The 22847-nt window shown below is 31.8% G+C and carries 24 protein-coding genes; all 24 read right to left on the reverse strand.

The features are described from left to right. Positions 1-31: 31 nt before the first annotated feature. Complete coding sequence (locus tag Z054_RS0103830; protein WP_084050087.1) at positions 32-1351, reverse strand: S41 family peptidase; 1320 nt, start codon at positions 1349-1351, stop codon at positions 32-34. A gap of 48 nt (positions 1352-1399) precedes the next feature. Then, complete coding sequence (locus tag Z054_RS29880) at positions 1400-2692, reverse strand: nuclear transport factor 2 family protein (protein ID WP_152538459.1); 1293 nt, start codon at positions 2690-2692, stop codon at positions 1400-1402. A 50-nt stretch (positions 2693-2742) separates the two neighbouring features. Beyond that, positions 2743-3654, reverse strand: a complete 912-nt coding sequence (locus Z054_RS0103840; protein WP_024768774.1) for a hypothetical protein — start codon at positions 3652-3654, stop codon at positions 2743-2745. 315 nt (positions 3655-3969) lie between these two features. Beyond that, positions 3970-4446, reverse strand: a complete 477-nt coding sequence (locus Z054_RS0103845; protein ID WP_024768775.1) for a hypothetical protein — start codon at positions 4444-4446, stop codon at positions 3970-3972. Positions 4447-4950: 504 nt separating this feature from the next. Then, positions 4951-6180 (reverse strand): DUF3999 family protein, encoded by a 1230-nt coding sequence (locus Z054_RS0103850; protein WP_024768776.1) that lies wholly within the window; start codon positions 6178-6180, stop codon positions 4951-4953. Positions 6181-6293: 113 nt separating this feature from the next. Further along, a complete protein-coding gene (locus tag Z054_RS0103855) occupies positions 6294-8675 on the reverse strand; it encodes a DUF2339 domain-containing protein (RefSeq protein WP_024768777.1) in 2382 nt (793 codons plus the stop codon). A gap of 354 nt (positions 8676-9029) precedes the next feature. Continuing rightward, positions 9030-10307: an RNA polymerase sigma factor gene (locus tag Z054_RS0103860; RefSeq protein WP_024768778.1), complete on the reverse strand. Its 1278-nt coding sequence runs from the start codon at positions 10305-10307 to the stop codon at positions 9030-9032. Positions 10308-10311: 4 nt separating this feature from the next. Next, entirely contained in the window at positions 10312-10638 is a 327-nt protein-coding gene (locus tag Z054_RS0103865; protein ID WP_241461385.1) for a YciI family protein, read from the reverse strand. A gap of 40 nt (positions 10639-10678) precedes the next feature. Then, entirely contained in the window at positions 10679-11023 is a 345-nt protein-coding gene (locus tag Z054_RS0103870; RefSeq protein WP_024768780.1) for a YciI family protein, read from the reverse strand. 293 nt (positions 11024-11316) lie between these two features. Continuing rightward, a complete protein-coding gene (locus Z054_RS0103875; RefSeq protein WP_152538460.1) occupies positions 11317-11703 on the reverse strand; it encodes a hypothetical protein in 387 nt (128 codons plus the stop codon). A 143-nt stretch (positions 11704-11846) separates the two neighbouring features. Continuing rightward, positions 11847-12236, reverse strand: a complete 390-nt coding sequence (locus Z054_RS0103880) for a hypothetical protein (protein ID WP_024768782.1) — start codon at positions 12234-12236, stop codon at positions 11847-11849. 383 nt (positions 12237-12619) lie between these two features. Then, complete coding sequence (locus Z054_RS0103885) at positions 12620-13099, reverse strand: DUF1203 domain-containing protein (RefSeq protein ID WP_024768783.1); 480 nt, start codon at positions 13097-13099, stop codon at positions 12620-12622. A 111-nt stretch (positions 13100-13210) separates the two neighbouring features. Next, positions 13211-14056 carry a bifunctional helix-turn-helix domain-containing protein/methylated-DNA--[protein]-cysteine S-methyltransferase gene (locus Z054_RS0103890; protein WP_035090523.1) on the reverse strand — a complete coding sequence of 282 codons (846 nt, stop codon included), beginning with the start codon at positions 14054-14056 and terminating at the stop codon, positions 13211-13213. A 133-nt stretch (positions 14057-14189) separates the two neighbouring features. After that, complete coding sequence (locus Z054_RS0103895; protein WP_035090524.1) at positions 14190-15437, reverse strand: DUF3570 domain-containing protein; 1248 nt, start codon at positions 15435-15437, stop codon at positions 14190-14192. A gap of 65 nt (positions 15438-15502) precedes the next feature. Then, the gene (locus Z054_RS0103900) at positions 15503-15715 is read right to left on the reverse strand and encodes a DUF4266 domain-containing protein (RefSeq protein WP_024768786.1); all 213 of its coding nucleotides are present in this window, start codon (positions 15713-15715) and stop codon (positions 15503-15505) included. Between the two features lie 25 nt (positions 15716-15740). Further along, complete coding sequence (locus tag Z054_RS0103905) at positions 15741-16685, reverse strand: FAD:protein FMN transferase (RefSeq protein ID WP_084050090.1); 945 nt, start codon at positions 16683-16685, stop codon at positions 15741-15743. Between the two features lie 40 nt (positions 16686-16725). Continuing rightward, on the reverse strand, positions 16726-17166 hold the full coding sequence (locus Z054_RS0103910) for a thioredoxin family protein (protein WP_024768788.1): 441 nt from the start codon (positions 17164-17166) through the stop codon (positions 16726-16728). A 121-nt stretch (positions 17167-17287) separates the two neighbouring features. Beyond that, a complete protein-coding gene (locus Z054_RS27840) occupies positions 17288-17650 on the reverse strand; it encodes a hypothetical protein (protein ID WP_152538461.1) in 363 nt (120 codons plus the stop codon). A gap of 453 nt (positions 17651-18103) precedes the next feature. After that, positions 18104-18610 carry a ferritin gene (locus Z054_RS0103920; RefSeq protein ID WP_024768790.1) on the reverse strand — a complete coding sequence of 169 codons (507 nt, stop codon included), beginning with the start codon at positions 18608-18610 and terminating at the stop codon, positions 18104-18106. A gap of 156 nt (positions 18611-18766) precedes the next feature. Next, entirely contained in the window at positions 18767-19279 is a 513-nt protein-coding gene (locus tag Z054_RS0103925; protein WP_024768791.1) for a PAS domain-containing protein, read from the reverse strand. A 104-nt stretch (positions 19280-19383) separates the two neighbouring features. Further along, positions 19384-19872, reverse strand: a complete 489-nt coding sequence (locus tag Z054_RS0103930; protein WP_024768792.1) for a hypothetical protein — start codon at positions 19870-19872, stop codon at positions 19384-19386. Then, positions 19872-20408 carry an FMN-binding protein gene (locus Z054_RS0103935; RefSeq protein ID WP_035090526.1) on the reverse strand — a complete coding sequence of 179 codons (537 nt, stop codon included), beginning with the start codon at positions 20406-20408 and terminating at the stop codon, positions 19872-19874. The genes Z054_RS0103930 and Z054_RS0103935 overlap by 1 nt, the downstream gene beginning before the upstream one ends. Positions 20409-20533: 125 nt before the next feature. Beyond that, positions 20534-21712: a porin gene (locus Z054_RS0103940; RefSeq protein WP_024768794.1), complete on the reverse strand. Its 1179-nt coding sequence runs from the start codon at positions 21710-21712 to the stop codon at positions 20534-20536. Positions 21713-21869: 157 nt separating this feature from the next. Continuing rightward, positions 21870-22736 (reverse strand): hydroxymethylglutaryl-CoA lyase, encoded by an 867-nt coding sequence (locus Z054_RS0103945; RefSeq protein WP_024768795.1) that lies wholly within the window; start codon positions 22734-22736, stop codon positions 21870-21872. Between the last annotated feature and the right edge of the window lie 111 nt (positions 22737-22847).

The following is a 22847-nucleotide window of genomic DNA, read 5'->3' on the forward strand; positions in this document are numbered from 1 at the left end:
ACCTGTCATCTACTACAAATAGTACATATGATCACATTTTATCTTTAAAATTGCTTAAGTTCTTCTGGTACAATTTTACTTGTTTATCTTTTCTATGTTTTGCAATAGCTACGGCGGCTTCATAATGTTTTAATGCCAATTTATTTTGCCCATTTTGTGCTAAAACTTCAGCATAGCTATCTTGTGCATTCGGAGAATCAGGAAAAAGTATTGATCCTGCTCTTAGGATTACCAAAGCAGCTTTTATATTCTTTTCCAAATAATTATATCCCATATCATTAACCATAAAACTCTCCATATGTCCTCTTTTCAATATCAATTGTAGAAGTTCACAAACAGTTTTTTCGTCTTGTTCTGTATACTCTGTTTTTTCCAAAACCTTTTCTAGCTGTTTAAAAGGTTTTTCTCTATATTTTGATGCACTTACCGCGGCTATTTTCTTGGCCTTTTCAAGCGCATCATCGGCAGAAGACTTAACATCGGGTATCACTCCAACACCTTCCCAATTTGTATTTGTTACAGGGTTGATTGATCGTGCAATTGGAACAATAAGCCTATATCCCAATGGTAATCTCATGAAATTTACAGGATGTGCGCCGCCACCGGTGTTCTCTCCTATAATTGTAGCCCTTTTTCTCGCTTGTAGGTCGTATGCAAAAGCTTCGGATGCAGAAAAGGTTCTGCCATTGGTTAATATAAATAAAGGAACATCCAGCCTTTGCATACCTTTTACGGGTACTGTACTATAGTTTTCCATACTATCTGTTCTTCTTGTGTATACACTAGTTAATGGTAGGTTTTCAGGAAAAAAATAACTACTTAAATTAACTCCAACAGGGCCATTACCTCCCCCATTCCCTCTTAAATCTATAATTATAGCATCAGCAGTTGACAAATATTTCATTAGAGGATCTACTTTTATAGTGTCTTCTACCCTAAATCCTTTTAGGTGAACATACCCCACATTTCCTTCAAAAAAATTAACTTCTCCAAATCCTCCCATACGAAAACGCTCTATGTTTTGCAGATGCATAGGAATGAAACCTAAAGGATTACTCGGTCTACTATTTCGAGGTCTTGGAGGAGCAATATTTAGATGTTTATCATTTGTGATTTTTTGCATCTCTTTTGTCAATGCTCTTGCAAAATCTTCTGGCTTTTTAAAAGTATCAAAATACTTCTCTTCCATTAATTTATCCAGATGTTTATTTACCTCCTGTGCCTTATCCAGAAAAACATAGTTTTTGATCATTAACCCTTCTATTCTTTTTATAACATCATTATTTGATTGTGCTAAAAGAAGCATTGGTGTTAAGGCAATCAGGATAAATATTGATATTTTATTTTTCATTATTTTAATCTGTATTATAATGTACCGTAGGTATGATTTTTATTTATTTTAATTTGGATATCGATCTACATTCTTATACTGCCAAAGTAAATTTATGATTTGCCATTGGTTATTTGTTTTTACTAGATGTAAATACTCTACCCAATTGTCTGAAATCAATTTAACAGTAGCAATACGGTTATAGATATCTAGTATTTTTATTTCATTACTTGGTTTAGGCGGAAACTTGGTTCCAGACTTATTCCATGATTTTGCAAACTCTATCATCTGTTCATAACTGGTTTCTCTAATCACTTCTTTTTGTTTTTCTCGGTCAAAACCCATCGTTCTCTTTGCTAAATCTTCATGAAACACTTCTTTCATAAGATCAGGTTTTAATTCTTGTAGTGCTATTAAATACCCTAACGCTCTTTCCTTGATCTCTATAGTATCTTTTTTACTTACCGCACTAGCCATTCTTACATGAGTAACAGAAGGAAAATCTCGCTCGTGCGTCAGTTCATTATTTTCGTCAAACATTGCTCCTTTTATGAGGTATCCCTTGTCATCAAATTCTTGGCTGTTCGCTGCAAAATTCCACTGATTTTTAGTTAATTCTCCTTTTGCATTGTGATAAGAATATCTAATATGGTTTCCATTTTTATCATAAGTATCTTCATAAGAGGCCACTCCTATTGAGTTTTCTTGAACTTCTAACTTCTCATTAAGATTATAATTAGCTTTTGGAGACCCGTCTTTTCTATATAAAATTCCTGTTATCCCAAATTCAAAATATGGTGAAATATTAACAGGAGTATTTTGTAAATCATATCTCTTTTCAACTATTAATTTTTTGTTTTTTGACCACCTATAATTCGCAATTTTCCAATTAGATTCCATAGGGTCACCATTCAGATCATAGAAATCCAGCGCATTTATAAATCCTTTTTTATCATATTGATATACTTCTTTATACACTTCGCGATCATTGATCATTCGATTTCCTTTCTTATCAAAAAAAACACGGGTCTCTACCCCATTAGTGTAATCAAAAACTGTTCTATAGGCCCCTATTGTTGCTAAGGGGTGTTTTCGCTGATCATGATAGTGATAGTTAATAATCTCTGTCAACTGTTTTTTTTCATTATACTTAAACACATAATGAGAAGTACGTTGAGCTTCTTGATGATTTATTTCATGAATTCCTTTTATCTTTACATGTGGCGATACATGATTATACCTCATGTGTCTAAAATATTGTTCTGTAACAGCGTGCTGAGCATTAGATTTAGGAAAGTGCAATACTGCTAATAGCAAAAATGAAGTTATTAAAAGGAGGTTGTTTTTCAGTATGTTTTTCATAAATATATTTTTTAGTGTTTCTATATATTGACACTTCTTAATTTGTTCGATCAATACACTTTATCTAACCAATGTATTAGATTAAGTAACAGTTGATAATTTTCCGCAGCTTCTGCAGAATTCATCCCAACCTTAACTCTATCTCTACCGGCAATTTGCGCAGTAAACATGGCTGCTTCTCCAAATACAGCTATCCTACCTTTTCCATATTCTAAAACAGCTCCTTGTGATAAATTTTCTGCAGAGATTCTAGGTGTGTTTTCATTAAAAACCCACATCGTATCTGTTATAAATACAGTATATTCTTTTTTTAAATTTAAAATTGAAGTAGCTTTTTCTGGTGTTTTAAATCCTTGACCGGTAAAAGTCCTTATACGATTTATCCGCTCTTTAATATTTCTACCATTTGTTATCATATTATGACTGAGCATTTTATTTTTTCTGGAAAAATCAAAAATGCCTTTATCATCTGGATCCATTACAAAGCTGTCATAAAATGTAAAACCAAATGCTTTTGCAAGATTTGCAGAGGCACCAGCAAAAGGCATATGATCTGCAATCAAAAAAAGAGAACCTCCATTTTTAACCCATTCTTTTACATTATTTATCTCATTTTTTGAAAAAGCACTTTCTGTAGGTGCTACAAAAGGAGGTCTGCTGTTTTCTGATAGAGCATTAGAAATTACTAATATCTTAAGATCTTTTAATTTATCTTTTTCAAATTTTCCTTCAAAACCAGCAACTTTATAACCGTCCTTTGCTACTAATTTTGCAAAAGGCAAAAACCTGTTGTCCTTTGTATGAAAATTGCGATGTCCTTGATCTATATGTATCGTAGTACCAGATTTTTTTGGATACATTTTTACTGTTACTTCAGGACTATAAATTGTATCTGGTATTTGTTGAGAAAATAAATGGCTTATAGTTAAAAGACTAATTATAAGCATGATTTTTCTGTTCATTGTTTTTTGATTTTTAACTGACAAAAAGGGTAAATTACTTTATGAGATCGTATGACACCTATTAGCAGTCATTAATTCTGTTCTATGCATCAAGGTAATACAATCATACTCTTGCAGTTAAATATTTTTGCTGAACGGTAAGATCATACCTCTATATTAAATATCTATCTCGACATTCTGTCAAAAGTTAAATATTTGTATTTCATCGAGAAGTAAATGTTGTTGAGAGAAGATAATGAACAACTTTATACCAAGATCAGGTATATCTTAGGTAAGTAATCCATCAAAATAAATAAGTTTACATTGTATATCTACTTAGCTTTTTAGTTGTTTTCCGTAGTCACAATCATCTGCCAGCCCTTTTGAATAACTGGTCTTTGTATTTAGATCCATGATAAGATATACTTTTTTCTTTATGAATATGGTTACATGCTCTTCTTGCCAATGTATTTTTATATCTTTCTTTTTAAGATTTTTAACATAACTGTATCGATTAGCATATAAGGCAGGCAATGGTGCATCTCTTCTTTCTAGGATATTTTTATGTGAATTTACACCAGAAAATTTTGGATCGATTACCGCACATAGAAAGCCATCAAAATCAATATCTTCTTTATCTGTGCTCAAGAGGTAAGCCCAAACAGCATAGGTTTCTTCTTCGATCATCAATGTTCTTCCGGAATTAGTATGTGTATCTGTTATAAAAATTTTAGCAGTACTCTTTTCTGGCTTCTTTTCTTTGGTGTTTACACTAAATAATCCATCAAAAATAGATAGTAATTCAATTTTCATTTACAAATTTTATTTTTGGGGCCCGCCGTAAGCTAGAGCTTAATATATTGGACGCAATCTCACCACAACGGGTAAGATGTAGAGTTTTTATTTTTACTTATTTCTTATTCATTTTCTGGCACTTTATTACACTAAGATATGCCTGCATAGGGTACTAATTCTTAAACTATGAAACTGTAGTTGGTTACAAACCTATTTGGTAAGATTAAAAACTTCATTATCATACGTGTAATACTGCTAACATAAGTAATTATTTTTAAAGTTGTTTACGGTTTTCCACAACAATACCTAGGGGTTTTTCCCCCTGTTAAAGCCTCGTACCCCCTATCAATACTCAAAAAAAATTCGACAAAAAGATTCAAAAAAAAATGAAAAAAAATGGAAACAGAGACACATAAACCAAAATCAAGTATCTTTCACAAGTTTTTATTATCATCCTGATAGTAAAAAACCACTTTATAGGAGGTCAAAAACTTCTTCCTATTCCAGAAAATAACATACTTTTTACTTTTTTTTCATCATAGATAATGTAAATCCTCCTAATAATAGGATCACAATACCCATTATACCCCATAACCAGATCTTATTAGCAAACAAGGGTTCTGTTACAACAGCTTCTTCTTGGTCAATAGTCTGTTGTATTTCGGGAAGTAGCGTTGTCATCTCACTCGGGATTTTGGCAGATACATGATTAAGATCATACGAAGGTTTTTTCATTTTATCATTTCCATAAACAAGATAATATGTTCCTGGATTTGCAAAACGTGTAACAAGTTCGTGTTGATATCCTTTAACGATGACTTTATTAATTTTTAAAGGTTGATTATCATGATTATCGATCACTATTCTAAAGTTCTGAGCAATTGTACTCGTATTGGTAAATGCATTATCTTCTATAGAATTAAGCACTCCCGAACCAAGCTCTCTATAACGGGGTTTCCAACTATCTTGCTTAGTTTGTATGCTATCTGCTATATATCGAATAGATATAGGACGATAATAATCAAAAGTCTCCTGTACTTCGAGACCAATATAGCTTACAGGGACTGGTACTTTAAGATTAACATCTATAATGGTATTTTTGGTCCCCTTAGGATTCTGGATATTTAGTCTTTCTATGTTATACTTCTTGTAGTTTGCTTCTTTAACTTCATATCTGGTTACACTAGCCGATTGTAAAACGGGTTTTTTAATACTTTTTATCAGTATCCTAAAATAGTGATACTGCGCATTAGGAAATCGTACTGTGGTGAATTGATAATCTGTAAGTTCATTTTTTATAGAAAGTATACGGTAGTCTTCCTTTATGGTATACCATTCTTTACGATCTTGAGTTCCTTCTAAAGTAATCAACCAATCAAAATTTGATTGCTCAAAGTCTAGATGAATTTGATTAATTGATTGCTTAGTTGGAATCTCCATTGTAATATATGTCCCTTTCTCATTATATGAAGTATTTAAGATGGTAAAAGGTACTTTATTAAAGGATTTTTTTTCGGTTTTTAACCGTAAAAGATAAGGTGCTTCTATCGTGTCTTTCTTGTTTGTGATCCCAAAAACTCTAATATCTGATAGGTTTGGCGAAACCTTACTAAACATTTCATCGGGTAGACTAATTGCATGCCAGATATCTGTTATCTCTGGCAATATATTTTTATAAGCATATTGATCCATCTGGGCATAAGTCCCAAAACAAACCAATAATGCCAGGAATATTATAATTTTCTTTTTCATGAGTTTAATTCTTTTTAATTATCTGCAAACAAATTAAGAACACATATAATCACTGCGTACTCACTTTAAAGATTTTAAACATATTCTTATTCTTTATGAAGAGATTTTTAAAACTAGTTACTATTTGTTTCATCTGCTATAATATGTTTGTATTTATTGTATAAAAATGAAATAATTAAAAGAAGCACTCCTAAAGCTAAGAATACAATAGTTTTGGCAATAGTTTCCATATGTGAAATATCATAAAAGAATAATTTTATAAGTGTAATTCCAAATACTATAATTGCTAAGATTCGTAGATATTTTTTTCTTTTCCATATTCCTAAAACAATGAGTAACAAAGCATAAATACCCCATAAAATACTCAATCCAAGTTTATATGTCTCTGTATACCCCGACAGGTCTAACCAATGTACTAATTCACTACTTACTATCCAGATTAATGTACAATGCAGTATAATTTCAAAAGCTATTTTAAAGGTTCTACCAAGAAATTTTTGTCGTACATATTTATAAAAAGTAAATAGTAAACCAGCCACGAATACAAAAGAAATGTATCGTATACCTATATTGGAAAAGGCTTCTGCACTAAATTCTGTTTCTTTTAATTCCAGATAATTAGCTCTAAACTCACTTAACAGGTATAATCCTCGAGTTAAAAACCCAAAAAGAGCAAACATCATAAAACCAAGAGTGATATATCCAAAAACGTTATTTTTGATTTTTTTGATATTTACAAAAGACAAAATAACCAGAAACAATAAACTATAATTAATGAGCCAAATGGCTTTAAAATTTCTGGTATCTGATAATACTGTATACTGCTCTGTACTATTGATATTTTGAGAAATATATTGGTGATCTATATCTTGATAAACCTGGTTCCAATAACTATCTATTTCTATCCAAAATGTAAAGTAAGTGGTACATATCAATAGTAATGCAAGACCTATGGTAAGCATTGTATACAACCAAGGTTGTTTTGGCCAGGGAAAAGATAGTTTCTCTTTACGATGTGTGATATAAATAAATGCAAAAGACACAATACACAATATTGATGTCATAAGATAAATATTAAACACCGGTATTAATTTGGTTTCTGGTAGTGTTGGGCTATATCGATAATACACTACGATCCAATCATGTAAAAGACTAAAAAAAGTTAAGGCCCACAATGGATACGAAAGTATTTCGTATATCGGTACTTTTTTGGTTCGCCCAATCCAAAATAACAATGCCGCTTCTCCTGCCCATAACAGTGTAACCCAATTTCCATCTAGTTGTACAGGAAATGCAATTGTAATAAAAATCAAAACCATACCTGACACAAAATAAAACAGGTTACGATCAGCTAGTTTTAATCTATGCACAATAACGCTAACTACAAAATGAATCACTGCATTCGCCAATGTAAATACACCTAATAAATCCTTACCATATTCGTGATTGTTTAACATCGAAAATCCAATACCATAAAAGATAAATGAATTAGATAACTGTAGAATTACATCAATGGTTTTAAAGCTTTCTTTTTTTCTGAGTTTGTATACCAAAAACATAAGATAGAATGTGATAAAAAATACAGTAAGAAATATAAAGCCAAGAGTAAAATGTTCTTCTATAGTGTATTTACCTGCATACCATGACATAAAAATGATCCAGGTAAGCAAGAAAGACGAAAAATAAAGAGGTTTCCAGTATTTTTTGATGGCAATAATGAGAATACCTATATTAATAATCGCCATGTAACTAAATAAAACCAATACTCTACCCGATCCATCACTTAATAAAAAAGGAACCGCATATGCGCCTACGAGCCCGATATGAGCTATGATTTGTTTATTATACTGTATTGCTGCAAAAACAGTAAATGCCGTAAATAATAACATAAGAATAAATGTCGGAGTCTGCGGAATTAGTCCGTACAAATCATATGCTAAAAAGGTTATAAAATATAATATAGTCATAGCACCACTAACCAGTACAGCGCTAAAATTTTCATATTTTTTCTTTAGCTTCATTCCAATTCCTAAAAGCCCCAATCCTGTTAGATATCCCAGTATAATCCTAGTTAATGGCCCTATTAGATCATGTTCTATGGTATATTTTGCTCCAATAGCAACACCAATTATAATAATGATGATACCTATTTTATTGATTAGATTTTCTCCAATAAATTTTTCAAGGTTAGATTTCTTTTTTGGTATACTAGTTTTGGCAATAGTAGTTTTTTCTTCTTTTACTAATGCTGGTGATACATCCTCAGGTTTAACAGAAGAGGGTGTAGTTTTGGCACTTTCTTTTGTAATTTCTGCTATAGGTGAAACAGGGGTTGGGTTTTCTGTTTTTATATCTGGCTGCTTGGCTGAAGATATTTTTATCTTATATATTTCATCTTTAAGATCTTGTATTTGAGTTGAGAAATCTTGTTGTCTTTTCAGTAGAATTTCTAGCTTCTCCAAAAGCTGATGTATCTGATCTTGGTTGTTTCCCATATTACAATATTATTATATTTACCTAATACTAAGTATTCTTCAAAGCTTTTATAAATTAAGATACTACAAAATATAACAAGGTTACATTTAAAGCTATATCATCACCTCTAAGAGTAAATACCACTATCTAAATCAAAAATTCAAAACCTGTTTCTTTTCAAAACTAAATATGTAGCATACACATTTTGAATAGTAAACAAATATCTATGATACACTCAATTTATAGTACACTGTTTCCCGTGAAAAGTATTATTTATATTTCACATGGAATTACAGAATAAAAAACATTCATTCTGAAAAGGTAAAAAAGTTTTTCTAAAAAGGCACTATCTTAGGATATAATAGATGTTTGTTTTATTTCAAAATACGAGCAATTTTATCTTTTAGAAACTGTCTTTCTTGTTTAGACTGGGTAAGTTGTATTGCTTTTTGGTAGTATGATGATGCTGTACGATTATCTTCTAATCGCTGATAGATTTCACCCAAAGTTGCATGGTATAGATAATATTTTTCTAGTAACTTATTGTTCTTTACATTTTCGAGTGCTGTTAGTGCTTCTTTTGGGCCTCTGAGTTCTAGAATAACCAGACATCGATTTAAAAAAACGATAGGATCGTTAGCGATTTTTAATAAGAGTTCATAATACTCTAATATCATTTTCCAGTTCGTATCTGCATATTGCTTTGCGCAGCAATGTTGATATGCAATAGCAGCTTCGAGATGATATGTTGAGAGTTCGTCTCCAAAAGCAGCTTTGTTTAGATACTGTCCACCAGATTGAATGAGTTTTGCATCCCATGTTGTACGACCCTGTTCAGAAAGTAAAATAAGTCTTCCTTCTTCTGTTAGCCTACTATTAATTCTTGAAGCGTGAAAACACATTAATCCCATCAAAGCATATACCTCGGGTAATTGTGTACGTTTTTCTGATAACAGAGATTTACATAAAAGCATTGCCTGACTAATTAGATCTTTACGAATCAACTGATCGGCATGAGTAGAATTATAGCCTTCGTTAAACATGAGGTAGATGGCATTAAGAACAGTTTTAGTTCTTGGATTTATCTCATCAGAAGTCGGGATCACAGGGCGTATCTTGTGTTTTCTAAAATATTCTTTGGTTCGATACAACCTTTTAGAGATAGTATCTTCATTACTAAGAAAGGATCGCGCAACCTCTTTGGTACTAAATCCACATAACGCTTTAAGAATAAATGTAATTTGATTTTCTTGCGAGATATCGGGGTGACAGCATGCATACATCATTCCTAAGAAATCATCTTTAATATGCTGTTCCTGCCAATAGTTATCCATTGTAGTGGTTAGTGTATACCCCGAAGTTAGAAGTTGTTTTTCGGGATCAGAAAAATCGATAACACGACTATGTTTATTATGCCTGATAATATCTATCGCTTTGTTTTTAGCTGTACGATATAACCATGCTCTTGGGTTATCTGGCATTCCTCTAAATTTCCAGGTTTCCAGAGCTTTAACCAGAGCATCTTGCACCACGTCCTCGGCTAATTCTATATTTTCGATACCGAATATTTTAATCAATACAGAAACCATCTTTCCTGACTCTTGTCTAAAAAGATGGTTTAATGTATGATCTATGTGATCTCTATTTTCCAAAAAGTTATTCCATTGGACTTATTTCTCGTACTTCGACGCTGCATCCATATTCAAAACCTGGACAATCCTTAGCTATTTGTGCTGCATGGTCCAGAGAGTTTGCTTTAATTAACAAGTATCCACCAACCAGTTCTTTACCTTCTGCTAATGGACGATCGGTTACCTTTTTACCACCTTCGGTTAATGTTTTGGCTTCGTTCATTAATGGTTGACCACCAACAAGTTGTTCTGATTTCTCCAAACCACCCATCCATTGTTGCCAATGTTGCATATGTTGCTGCATCTCTTCTGGTGATCGGTTAGCATCATGTCCGCCACGGATAATATACATAAACTCTTTCATTACTATATCTTTTTAATATTCTATTATCTTAATCCTCTGGCCATACTTCTCTTACTTCTACATAAGAATTCCATTGCAATCCAGGGCATCCTTTTGCCATTTCGGTAGCATCTTCTATTTTATCTGCTTTTATGATCAAATATCCACCTACTAACTCTTTACCTTCTGTTAGAGGTCTATCGGTTACTTTGGTTCCTCCGGGATGAATTGTATTTCCGTGTGAAAATAATCGTTCGCCTCCAACGAATTTTTCTTGCTGGGCCATTTCGCCAATCCATTGTTGCCATTCCTGCATATGCATTTGCTGTTCTTCTGGAGATTTAGAATCCCATACGTTATCATCTCCTCTAAAAAGAAACATAAATTCTTTCATTTGTCTGTTTTTTTAAGTGATTATTTATTTTTTACACTACTATGACGAACGCTTTTTTGATTTTTGGACAAACAACATGATATTTTTTAATAAAATACTCTAAAAGAGTATAACAAGGTGATATTTGTAGCTTGATATTGTATTGTTTCTCGGCAATTAAACTTATCTATTCGTTGACGGAATTTACGAATAATCCTCAAAAAAATAACGAGTATATTTTCATATACTCGTTACCGTTTATAAAGTTTTGTGATGTATTGTTGTTTCAAAAAACACTCATATTGAGCTATCTCTTATTTTTTTAGAGATTTATTATACCACTCTCTCTTTTTATTTATATATAAAAAAAGAGCATTTTCTGTGGCTTCATAATATATACATTCTGAACTACCGATACACACTTCACGTTTTTTTGTATCTACAGACCACGTATTTTGTGTTGTCTTTGTTTTAGACTTTTTTACTACTGTTTTATCTGATTTGAATATGATAACTGTTTCTGGGTCATCTTTTTTAACCCATTCTCCTATCAATTCTGTCCCTGAAGTAACCTGATCAATTACAGTTTCTTTGGACTCTAATATCTGATCTTGTTGTACAGGCTTAGTCTTAAAACCCATTAACGTTACAGCTAAAATAACAATTGTAAAAATTACGGATATAGATTGGGGTCTTTTCATAATTTAAATTTTTAATAAAATAAGGATATAAATTTAATGTTTTTTTGGTAATATATAGTTTTGATATTTTTTAAATGCTCAAAAGTTGATAAAATCATCAATTCTTTTACTCTATTAGCAAATTTTATACCATTACTATATTATTATTCTTTAAATCTGGCATAATGAAGTTTCATTTCATTCATGGTAATCTCTAGCATATCTTCTCTTAGCACATATTCTAAACACATTTCTGTGCCTCCTTCTACCGATGTAGCTTTTAAGCATAGCTTGCTGTCTTTTAATAACCAGTATCTTTTTAAGGGTTCTCCTAAGGATTTTTCTATGACAGTTCCATCTGATCTCAATTCTATATAAGTATTAGGATCACCATCCATTACCCATTTTCCTATTAATTCTTTTGGGCCTCCCTGATATATACCACTAGCATTTTCTTTTTCACCAACAGTCTTATGATGTTCAGGGCTATTTTTAAAGCTGCTCAATGTTAGCATTGCTATACTAACTATAGTAAGAATTAATTTGGATTGCATAATTTGGGCATTTAGGTAGGCTAAATTTAACGTTTTTTTTGGTTTTATCCCTAATACTATGTTATTAAATATCTTTCTTCATACATGATAAATGCAATACAATTCATTCAAAACAATACAATTTACCAGAACTCCTATTCTAATTTTACTATCATTCGGGTTCTTATCATCGAGATATCTTTAAAAATTTTACACATATTCTGTTTATCAGTTTTTAAGTTGAGAATTTCAAATATCATTTTAAGAAATTAATTGAGGTAGGGTATTATACTATATAAACGTTCTATTATAAAAACGCCCGTAACTTATCTATTAACGTAAATGGCAAAAGGGGAACACTATTCGTATGTGTTCCCCTTTTTAATTTTAGAAATTTCTAAAAATTACATTCTTTCTATTTTACATATAAAACAACCAGCTTCAGCATTTCTAGCATGTAAATACGTTATATCGCTGTGGTTATTAAATATTTCTGGAATCAAAAGATCTACATCATCATCCCCTACCAATTTTGTAAATATCATATTTTGTTTCTTATCATACCCAATCAGTGATAAAGGAAAATTTTGTTTATCTGCTTTGATTTCTGGTGGAAATTGATGGCTATTCTTATAAGGTTCGACTTCTTTTTTGTGAACAAAAATTGGACCTGGTTGATTAAATGCATTTTTAATTTCAAAAGGACTATGACTAATCAATAATCGGGTATCTTTTCCCGGGTCAAACTTTTTTAAGGAAATACGACAAGGCCCATAACCTGTAGCAATTTGTTCAACAATTGGGTAGCCAAAATAATCTACTCTTGTTTCTTTGATTCCTGATACATATTCTTTTGTTAATGGGACAATTCTAAATTTTTGCATATTCTTATTTTATAATTTAGTCCAGATTATACCATAGAAAATTCATTACATAATTCTGATTTAACAAAAGTGATAAGAATCTAAAAAGCAAAACACCCGAATCTTGCTTAGTTATGAATTAATTTTTGCTGCTTCCCAGCCAATTATAGCTGTTTTGCGTGTATTGCCCCAATGGTATTGTCCTAAATCACCTGTAGATTGGATTACCCGATGACAAGGGATTAAAAATGCAACAGGATTACTACCTATAGCGGTTCCTACAGCTCTGGATGCTTTAGGTTTATGAATGTGATTGGCAATGGATCCATATGTTGTTAACCCACCCTTCGGGATCTTGAGTAATGTTTCCCAAACTTTTAATTGAAAATCAGTTCCTTTAAGGTGTAATTTTATTTGATTCAGTTTTTTCCAATCTTTTGTAAAAATAAATAAAGCATTTTGCTGAGGTCTATCTACTATTTGAGTAAATTTTGCTTTTGGAAAACGTTTTTGTAATGTTGTAAATGCATGTTCGTCATCTGCAAATGTCATATGACAAATACCTTTTGAAGTAGAAGCTACCAACATTTTACCAAATGGGCTTTCGGCATAGCTATAATTGATATCAAGGTTTTGACCTCCATTTTTGTATTCTCCAGGTGTCATTCCTTCTATTTTTATAAAAAGATCATGTAACCTTCCTGTTCCAGAAAGTCCAGTCTCATATGCCGCATCAAACAAAGTGGTTTGTTGATCTTTTAAAATGTTTTTTGCATATTCTAGACTGGTATACTGTAAAAACTTTTTGGGGCTCACCCCTACCCAATCTGTAAAGAGTCTTTGAAAATGAAAAGGGCTAATATGTACCTTTTCTGCAATCTCATCCAGATTAGGTTGATCTTTAAAATTTTGCTTAATATACGTTATCGCCTCTGCAATACGATTGTAATGAAACTGATTTTGTTCACTTATCTCCATAATACTTTAATTTTAAAAACAGTATAAAAGTATTTAGCTCAAGGTATTTTTAAAACCCAGAACTTGCTTATTTCAATACAGAGTAAAAATAATAGTATTTTATGGTTAGAAAAATTATGCTGTAATAACTGATTTAATCCATTATAAAGCTAAATCCTCCAGAAAACAAACTAGAGCTTAGTCCAGAGTCACGTTCATATTGTCTAAATCGAAGATCAATACTTTTTAAACCAAGTTTCCATATATGTAATTTTGCAAAGATATCTGTATAACTAATACCAAAACCATACTGATTCGCATCAAATCCAGACAAATCATAATCAGAGGTATAGAATTGCTGTGTAGATAGATGTTGATTAAACGGGGCAAAATAATCCGCTTTTGTTTGTGTATAAAAACGATATGAAGGATACAGTGTAAATTTATCTGTAATTTTAATAGGTACTTCTATACTTGCAGTATGTGAGTTAATCCCCCAATCATCTGTATAATATCTATAAAATGTTCGTATTGTAAAAACTTCATTAATATAATAATGTAATCTTCCTCCCGCGGCTATTTTAAATCTAGAATCTGGTAATCTTTCTACATCATCACCGTATGTAAATTCTTCAATAATTACGTCGGCCACATCGGCAAATTGCACTCGTTGAAACGGTGTTGACAAAAGGCCTTCCTGTTGAATAAAATCCAATGCGAGGGATCCTTGTAATTTTTTAGACAAAATTTGTGAGAACCCAAATCCTACAGAATACGAATTACGAGATTCATCATCAAACTTTGTAAACGTAGGTTGATCCCTTAATTCTGTGGGATATATTGCTTTCCATGTATCCAGAAACACATTCGCTTTTACACTTAATTCTGTATTTTTCTCATTGAAAAGTCTAGAATAACTACCTCCAAAACCAACAGAAAAATAATCATACTCGGTTGCAACCGCTACATTGGCAGACCATACACTATTTCGATCATCACTACTATGACTGTAACTTCCTGATATTGTTGTTAACACATCTTTTTTTGATGCTCCAGAAGAGGCAACAAATGGACTTGCAGTACCATTACCATCAAAAGGATTAACATTACTAGAAGAAGCTGATGAATATGCCGATATTCCTGCATCTATTGTCAATACATCATCATCATTTAATGGGATAGAAACAACTATTGTAGGTGTAAGATCAGTAAGCTCTTCTGTACCTACACCACCTGTCACCGCAGCATTATCTCCATCCTGAGTGTAATAACTCATCAAGAAATCTACTTCTGCAGATTCTAATACTCTTTTTTTGTATGTAGTGGTATCATCTTGTTGTTGCTCCTGTGCGGTTACAATCACTACCGACAATATGGCTATTATTAAGGGAATTTTTTTCAAGGATCTTTACTTTATAAAATTGTATAGTATATTTTAATATTCTTTATTAATATGGTTATTGGTCACTAATTACAACCACACCCTCCTCCGGTTTTTCCTCCATTTGCTCCAGCAGCAGATTCTCTATAGGCTTGGAAATTGGTTTCGAAGCGATCAATTTTTTTAAGAGCTAGCTCCATATCCGGATCATTGATTTGTACTTTTTCATATTCTTTTACAGCTACACATGAATTTAGAGAAAGTAGTAGTAATAAAAGTATTGGTATTAACTTGTTCATAAAGTACGTTTTATAAAGATTATCGTTATTGGTTATCTATCTTAATATGATCAGAGGTATAAATATTTCCTTGGTCATCAATGATGATACATTCAATCCCTGTTAATTGATTTATTCTATTTAAACCTATCTCAATCCCCATTACAAAAACAGAAGTTGCTAAAGCATCTGCCAACTCTGCTTTTGGAGCAAAAACTGTAGCACTTACTATACCAGTAGATGGATATCCTGTTCTGGGATCAATAATATGAGAATATCGCTTATCATTAAAAGTTACATATTTTTCATAATTCCCAGAGGTTACTACTGCTTTATCTATTACGGGTAATAATGCAAATGCATTATTTTTATTTAAAGGATTAGTAATTGCGACTTTCCACTCGCTTCCGTCGGGTTGTTTCCCCCAGGTATTCATATCTCCAGAGGCATTTATAATTCCGGCACTTACTTCTTTACTCATTAAAAGATCTTTGGCTCTATCTGCTGCATATCCTTTACCAATAGCTCCAAATCCTATTTTCATCCCTTTTTGTTTAAGAAATACGGTAGATTTTGCTTTATTCAAAATTATATTTTGATAACCCACCTTTGCCACCGACATCTTTATTTCTTCTTCAGAGGGCATTTTTTTCATGCTATTATCAAATTTCCAGATTCGATCCATCGAGGCATAACTAATATCGAATGCGCCATCTGTTAATTTAGATATCTGAACAGCTCTGTCTATTAAGTCGAAAAGTTCTACATCAACTTTCACCGGATTAATCCCGGCATTATCATTAATTAATGAAGTTTGAGAGTTCTTATCCCATGAAGAAATCAATTTTTCGATTCTCTGAATTTCTTCAACGGCAATATCGATATACTGATTAGCTGTAATTTTATCTTTATCGACAACAGTAATATCAAAACGACTTCCCATCAGTTTTAGAGTACGTTTATGTATTTGTTGCGAGAAACTACTACTCATTGTAGCTAAACATAAAAATGTAAGGAGAAGTCTCAAAATATTATTTGGTCATTGTACTTAGTATTTCTAAGTACGCATTTGGTGTTACTTTTTTATAACCGGTCTCCCCAATTTTTTTGCCATTTTTATCTAAAACAACAACTAATGGAAAGCCTCCGCTTTTATTATATGTCTCTGCTAATGTTTTATTCTGGTTTTGCAGTGCTTCTGGTAATTGGTTTTTTTTCTTTCGGGGAAAATCTGCCTTTAGCAATACATAATGCTTTTTTGCATATTCCTGAAATTCCTTAGTATCTAGAATCTGTTTTTCTAATTTAATACATGGTGCACACCAATCTGAACCGGCAAATACTAAAATTATATTTTTATCATTCTCTTGTGCAACCTTTTTTGCTTCTTCAAAATTGGTTAGCCACTCCTGAGCACTTACCAAATTAATTCCTGAAAATATCAGAAACACTATTATAATAATCTTTTTCATATCAATGTAAATCTACTTTATAGTAACTATTCAAATTGTTAATTAGTACTTAAAATTTGTTTGAAGGTCATAATACGTACTAAGTCTAAATAATCATTATAGAACAATTAATATACTTACATTATTTTTCTAGAAACCCATCCGCTTTCCAATCCAAAATAATATCAATAGTTGCTTGAGGTAACCTCCCCGCTGGAGGCATTACATTGTTACCATTACTAGTTACTCTCTCCACAAACCCTCTGCCGACACCAATCTTAACTTCTTTAAAATTTCTTAAAGCAAAAGGGGCTCCATTTGCAAGAGGAATAGTATGACATCTCAAACATTGATCATCAATAATGGTTTTTACATCATTATTATAAGTTGTTGTTTTATTTGGGTTTGGACTTGTTATAGGCAAAGTACCATCATCATCTTTTTTACAGGATATCAATAAAAATGTGATAAATAAGATCAAAATATGTTTAGACATTCTTTTCATATTATATATTGTTTTATATAAACAACATTTATAATATGCTTTACCCTATTTTTTAATTGTTAAAAAAGGAAAGTTACCTGGATAAAAACAGATAAAATTTAGAAAGCGTAGCAAACAGCAATCTAAATAATACCATTCAATTATTTTGCTTTCAAAACTCAATCACAACACCTTAACACACAGGTTATCAAGGGTTTTTATGATTTTAAATTCTATAGTTTAGGACACCTTTTGCAATTGGTTTTTCCTTTCTTTTTATACTTTTTACAACATTTTTTCTTTTTCCCTCCACAGGCTATTTCACAATTCATAGCCTGACAAGGAGAATATAATGATGGAGTACCTGAGCTTTGCACTGATATAATTTTTATTAAATCTAAATAAGTACAAAAATATAAAAAAAAGATTCCCGAAAAAGGAATCTCAATTTTATCTTTGTTAACTTATTAACAATCACTTAGCTTGTTGTGCTGCAACTTGAATAGTGTTAATATCTCTATCAAATAAATAATGACCAGATTTATCTTCACCAATAATTTTAAGTTTATCTAATAGTGTACGTGCTATTGCCTCTTCTTCTAATTGTTCTGCTACATACCATTGCATAAAATTATGTACATTATAATCTTTACGTTCCAGACATTCGTATATAATATTATTAATTTTTTCTGTAACAAATTCTTCACTTTTCAAAAATGTTTCAAAAAGCTCCATCAACGATTTAAAATCATCTCTAGGTTTATCTATTGCAGGGATGACAGCATTACCACTTCGTTCATTAATAAACTTAACCAATTTGGTCATATGTACTCTTTCTTCTTCTGATTGCATATAAAAAAATTCTGCTATACCATTATACCCTCTGGTATCTGCCCAACTAGCCATCGAAAGATATTGTGCAGAAGCTTTTGCTTCATATTTTATTTGATCATTTAATAGTTGTTCTATTTCTTTTATCATGTTTATTTAGTATTGTTCGATAATATCGAACTAAAATACATAATTCTATTATAACAAGAAACTATTACATTACCCTCCTTTACAGGTTTATGTAGTTAATCTTCAAAAAAAGTTATATAGATTTTAGGTCTAAATCTAATCTCATCAAAATATGTCTCAAGCTGCTTTCTCAAAAGCAATGTAATTGACCAGTTTACCATGTTTATCATGAACTGGAAATCCTTTAATGAGACAGACATAGGGAGTTTTATCCTTTTTGTAGTTTAAGATTGATACTTCAAAAGAGATTTCATTGTTTATAGCACTTCTTATTTTTAATGATGTCTTAGTACATGTATCTTCCCCTTGAAATATCTTTGGTGAGTTACCTATAACTTCGTTAGGCGAATATCCACTTAGTTTTTGAATATTTTGTGATGCATATACAATTTTAAGATTGGGATTCGTGATAACAATAACAGATTGTTCTTGGATAAATTCTTGGTAGTAATCTCTTGTGAAATTCCAGTTTTTGGTAATTTTTTTTAGAACACTAAGATCTTCTTTAAAACTTTCTAATACTGTATGATGCTCCCCATAGAACTCCCAAGAAATTAATGGCAATACGTGATTAGATGTTTTCTCATAATACTTTGCCACCATAGTATCATACCCAAAAAACTCATTCATTATACTATCTTTTTTCAAAAATATAGAATTAAACCCATATTTTTCTTTGAACAAAAGTTAATTCTAGGGTTAAAACTTTAGTTTCTTTTCTGGCGAAGTTTTTTTTATTTTTTTTGAAATAGTTGCCAAAATGCCAAGATAGCTCCCATACTAAAAGTGGCTGTCATCAATATCCCAGAGAATATTACTACATATTTCATCCAACTTATCCCTATCCACATAAAATAGATACCTCCAAAAGTCAAAATAATTGACAAAAAAGGTTCTACCATTAAGAAGAGTTTTAGTTTTTTATGTATTGAAGTTACTGCTAGTATTCCTCCTAATAAGAAGAAGATAAATGACATAGATAAAATATGGGTATGAATAATGGTAAGCATTTCTCTTTCCCCCTTTTTAAATTTCATTACTTCTGCATCCTCATCATCTTCATTGCCCAAATAGTTCTCTTCAATTCCATTGGGATCAGTAGTCGAAGTTTCATTAACAAACAGCAATCCGGTAAAATATCCTATACTTAAAACAATGATAAAAACTCCTATAAACAATTTTATCTCTTTAGGAAAAGTATGTATTAAACCGTGAAACTGCATCAAATTATTTGGTTTAAATGTAATGCTTTTATACTTTTTAACAAAGTATCTAAAGCTCTGGTCATGGATCTCACAGAGATTGTAGCTCCAGAAATTGCATCAATATCTCCAGGGAAATTAATTTGATCATCCATAGATTTCCCTATAAATTGTTTTAGCCAACGTTTGCTTCCTATCTCTCCTCCATATTCTTCTCTATAGATTAAAACTTTAGATTTCAATATAGAAAAATTTTCATCAAAAATTACCAGGTAATCAAAAGTAGCTGTCTTACTTGGCGCATTACCGATATACGCATAGCCTAATAAACTATCTGCGCTTACTATCTTTAACAGGTTATCTTTTCCAAACTCTGATTTTACAGTACTATTATCTGCATCAGAAATTTTTATAACCTCGGTAGAAAATTCTTCTGTACCAAAATAATTAGTAATTTCTTTATTTACCTTTTTCTCTATTTTTTTAGAGTGATTTGTAAATGAAGTTAATGTAAAAGTTACTACTAATAAAACAACAACAGACATTCTAATTTTCATCTTGCAAAAGTATTTAAAAACTCGTATTCATAAAGCAAAAAACAGGCCAAATTTATAAAGCGTTAAAACCTCATAGGTCTTGGCAAAACCTATGAGGTAAAAAACACTTTTCAATCATCAAATATTTAGAACCAAACTCCGATACCGAAGTTTAGTCGGTTCTTAACATCACCTCCGGATAAGGCATTATCTCTTAATTGATAATCTCCTTTTAGTACCACACCAGGGGTGATATGGTAACTTAATCCTGTGGTAATATCAGTACGGTTATATGCGTCATTTCGTTGTAAACTACCCGCAGTACTTGCATGAGTATCATATTGTTCATAACGTGCAAAAGCAAATAGTTTTTGTTTATTCATCATAGGTAACAGGTTAAATGCTCCTTCTACATACCATCCCATTAAGGCACTACCTAAATCTCTACCTGTTAATGAATTATAATCATCTGTATCAGAAAGTGATGCATAAATAAATTGTCCTCTGGCAGTGAATCTTTGATATGCATATCTAGCATCAAAACCAACCATAGAAATACCAACATTAGCTCCATCCAAATCTTCTACATCGTCTTCTGCTTGTGTTTGACCAAAATATCCTGATAAACCTAAACGTAATCCAGGTAATCCATAATAATCTAATTTTGCTGAAAAAGTAGGGCTATCTACCGTAGATTGGATTGCTTTCTGGCGACCACTACGTAGTCCATTAGATCCTTTTAAAAATCCATTCACTCCTCCTTCTCCATCAGACTCTGTAGATTTGAATCCATTAAAAATATAAGCTTGGTATCCTAATGAGATATTATCAAATCTACCATTAACTCCTATACCTAGTTCTCTCCAGGTTGTAGGAACAATAGCATTATCAACAGCAGGACGCTCGGTACCATTAAAAGTAGTAGGCTCATGAAACTCATTGATAAGTCCCATAGGTACTAACATCAAACCACCTCTAAGGTTTACATTATCGGCAACGTTATAGTTAACAAAAGCTTGTTCTATAAAAACTTCTTCTACGTGTTCAAATTCTACTTCTGTTACGAATTGTATTTGATCATTAAATCGATACCCAAAAAGTAATACTAATCGTTGCACATCTAGTTCTCCATTATCTCCTTCAGGCTGGTTATATAGCATTTCTCCATATGCACCAACAGTTACTGCCTTACCAGAATTACCAGAAAGGATACGTTGTGCGGCGTTGATTTGTTTTTGAGGATCCAATTGTATAGAATCTTGCCTAGTCTGAGCAAAACCTATAAAAGTAATGGTTAATAATAGTAATGTTAATTTATTCTTCATCTCTTTATTTAGACTTATTACAAATAATTTGTTTATTTTGACCGCAAAGGTATTCATCAAAATGAATTTGACAAAGTTTATTTATACTAAATCTAAATTAATTTTAAATTTCAGTAAAGAAAGAAAATTACTACACTGATATTAAGCCTGATACAGGCTAATGATATAACGAAAATATTTTGGTAGCCTCATTATGAGAAGATTCAAAACTTAGCGTTCTGATATTCGTTTCGGCATTCACCGTTGTGAAATATGAGATCATACGCTCTGTAGGCATATTACCTGTTAATTCATCTTTTGCCATTGGACACCCTCCAAACCCCTGAATTGCTCCATCAAACCGTCTGCACCCCGCTTTATATGCAGAATCTACTTTCTCAAACCAGGTCGTTGGTGTGGTATGCAAATGTGCTCCAAATTCAATCTCTGGATAGGCTGGAATTAAATTCGAAAACAAATAATCAATAATTTCTGGTGTAGAAGTACCTACGGTATCTGATAACGAAAGAATTTTCACTCCCATCTTGCTCAGCTTTTCGGTCCACTCCCCCACTATTTCTACATTCCATGGATCTCCATAAGGATTACCGAATCCCATAGAAAGATAAGCCACTACTTTTTTATTTGCTTTATCAGCGATATGTAATATTTCTTGTAACGTAGCTACAGATTCTGCAATAGTCTTATGGGTATTTCTCATCTGGAAATTTTCTGAAATAGAAAAAGGGTATCCCAAATAATCAATAGCTTCGTGTTGTACTGCATCGTTAGCCCCACGTACATTAGCAATAATAGCCAACAATTTGCTTCTGGTATCAGAAAGGTCCAATTGCGATAAAACCTGGGCAGTATCTACCATTTGCGGTATCGCTTTTGGCGAAACAAAACTTCCAAAATCTATAGTATCAAAACCACATCTTAGTAAAGACTGAATGTATTGAACCTTTTTTTCGGTAGGGATAAATTCTTTTATACCCTGCATAGCATCACGGGGACATTCAATAATTTTTACGTTTTCGGTCATTTTAGAGTAGCAAACTAAGAAATATTCAATTGTGTGTATAAAAGTATGATTATTTTTTAAAATTTAAAGTGTTTCGACGCTACATGATATGAACACCCGACAAAAGGATTA

Origin of the sequence: Aquimarina macrocephali JAMB N27 (assembly GCF_000520995.1) — a bacterium.
GTDB classification, from domain to species: Bacteria; Bacteroidota; Bacteroidia; order Flavobacteriales; family Flavobacteriaceae; genus Aquimarina; species Aquimarina macrocephali.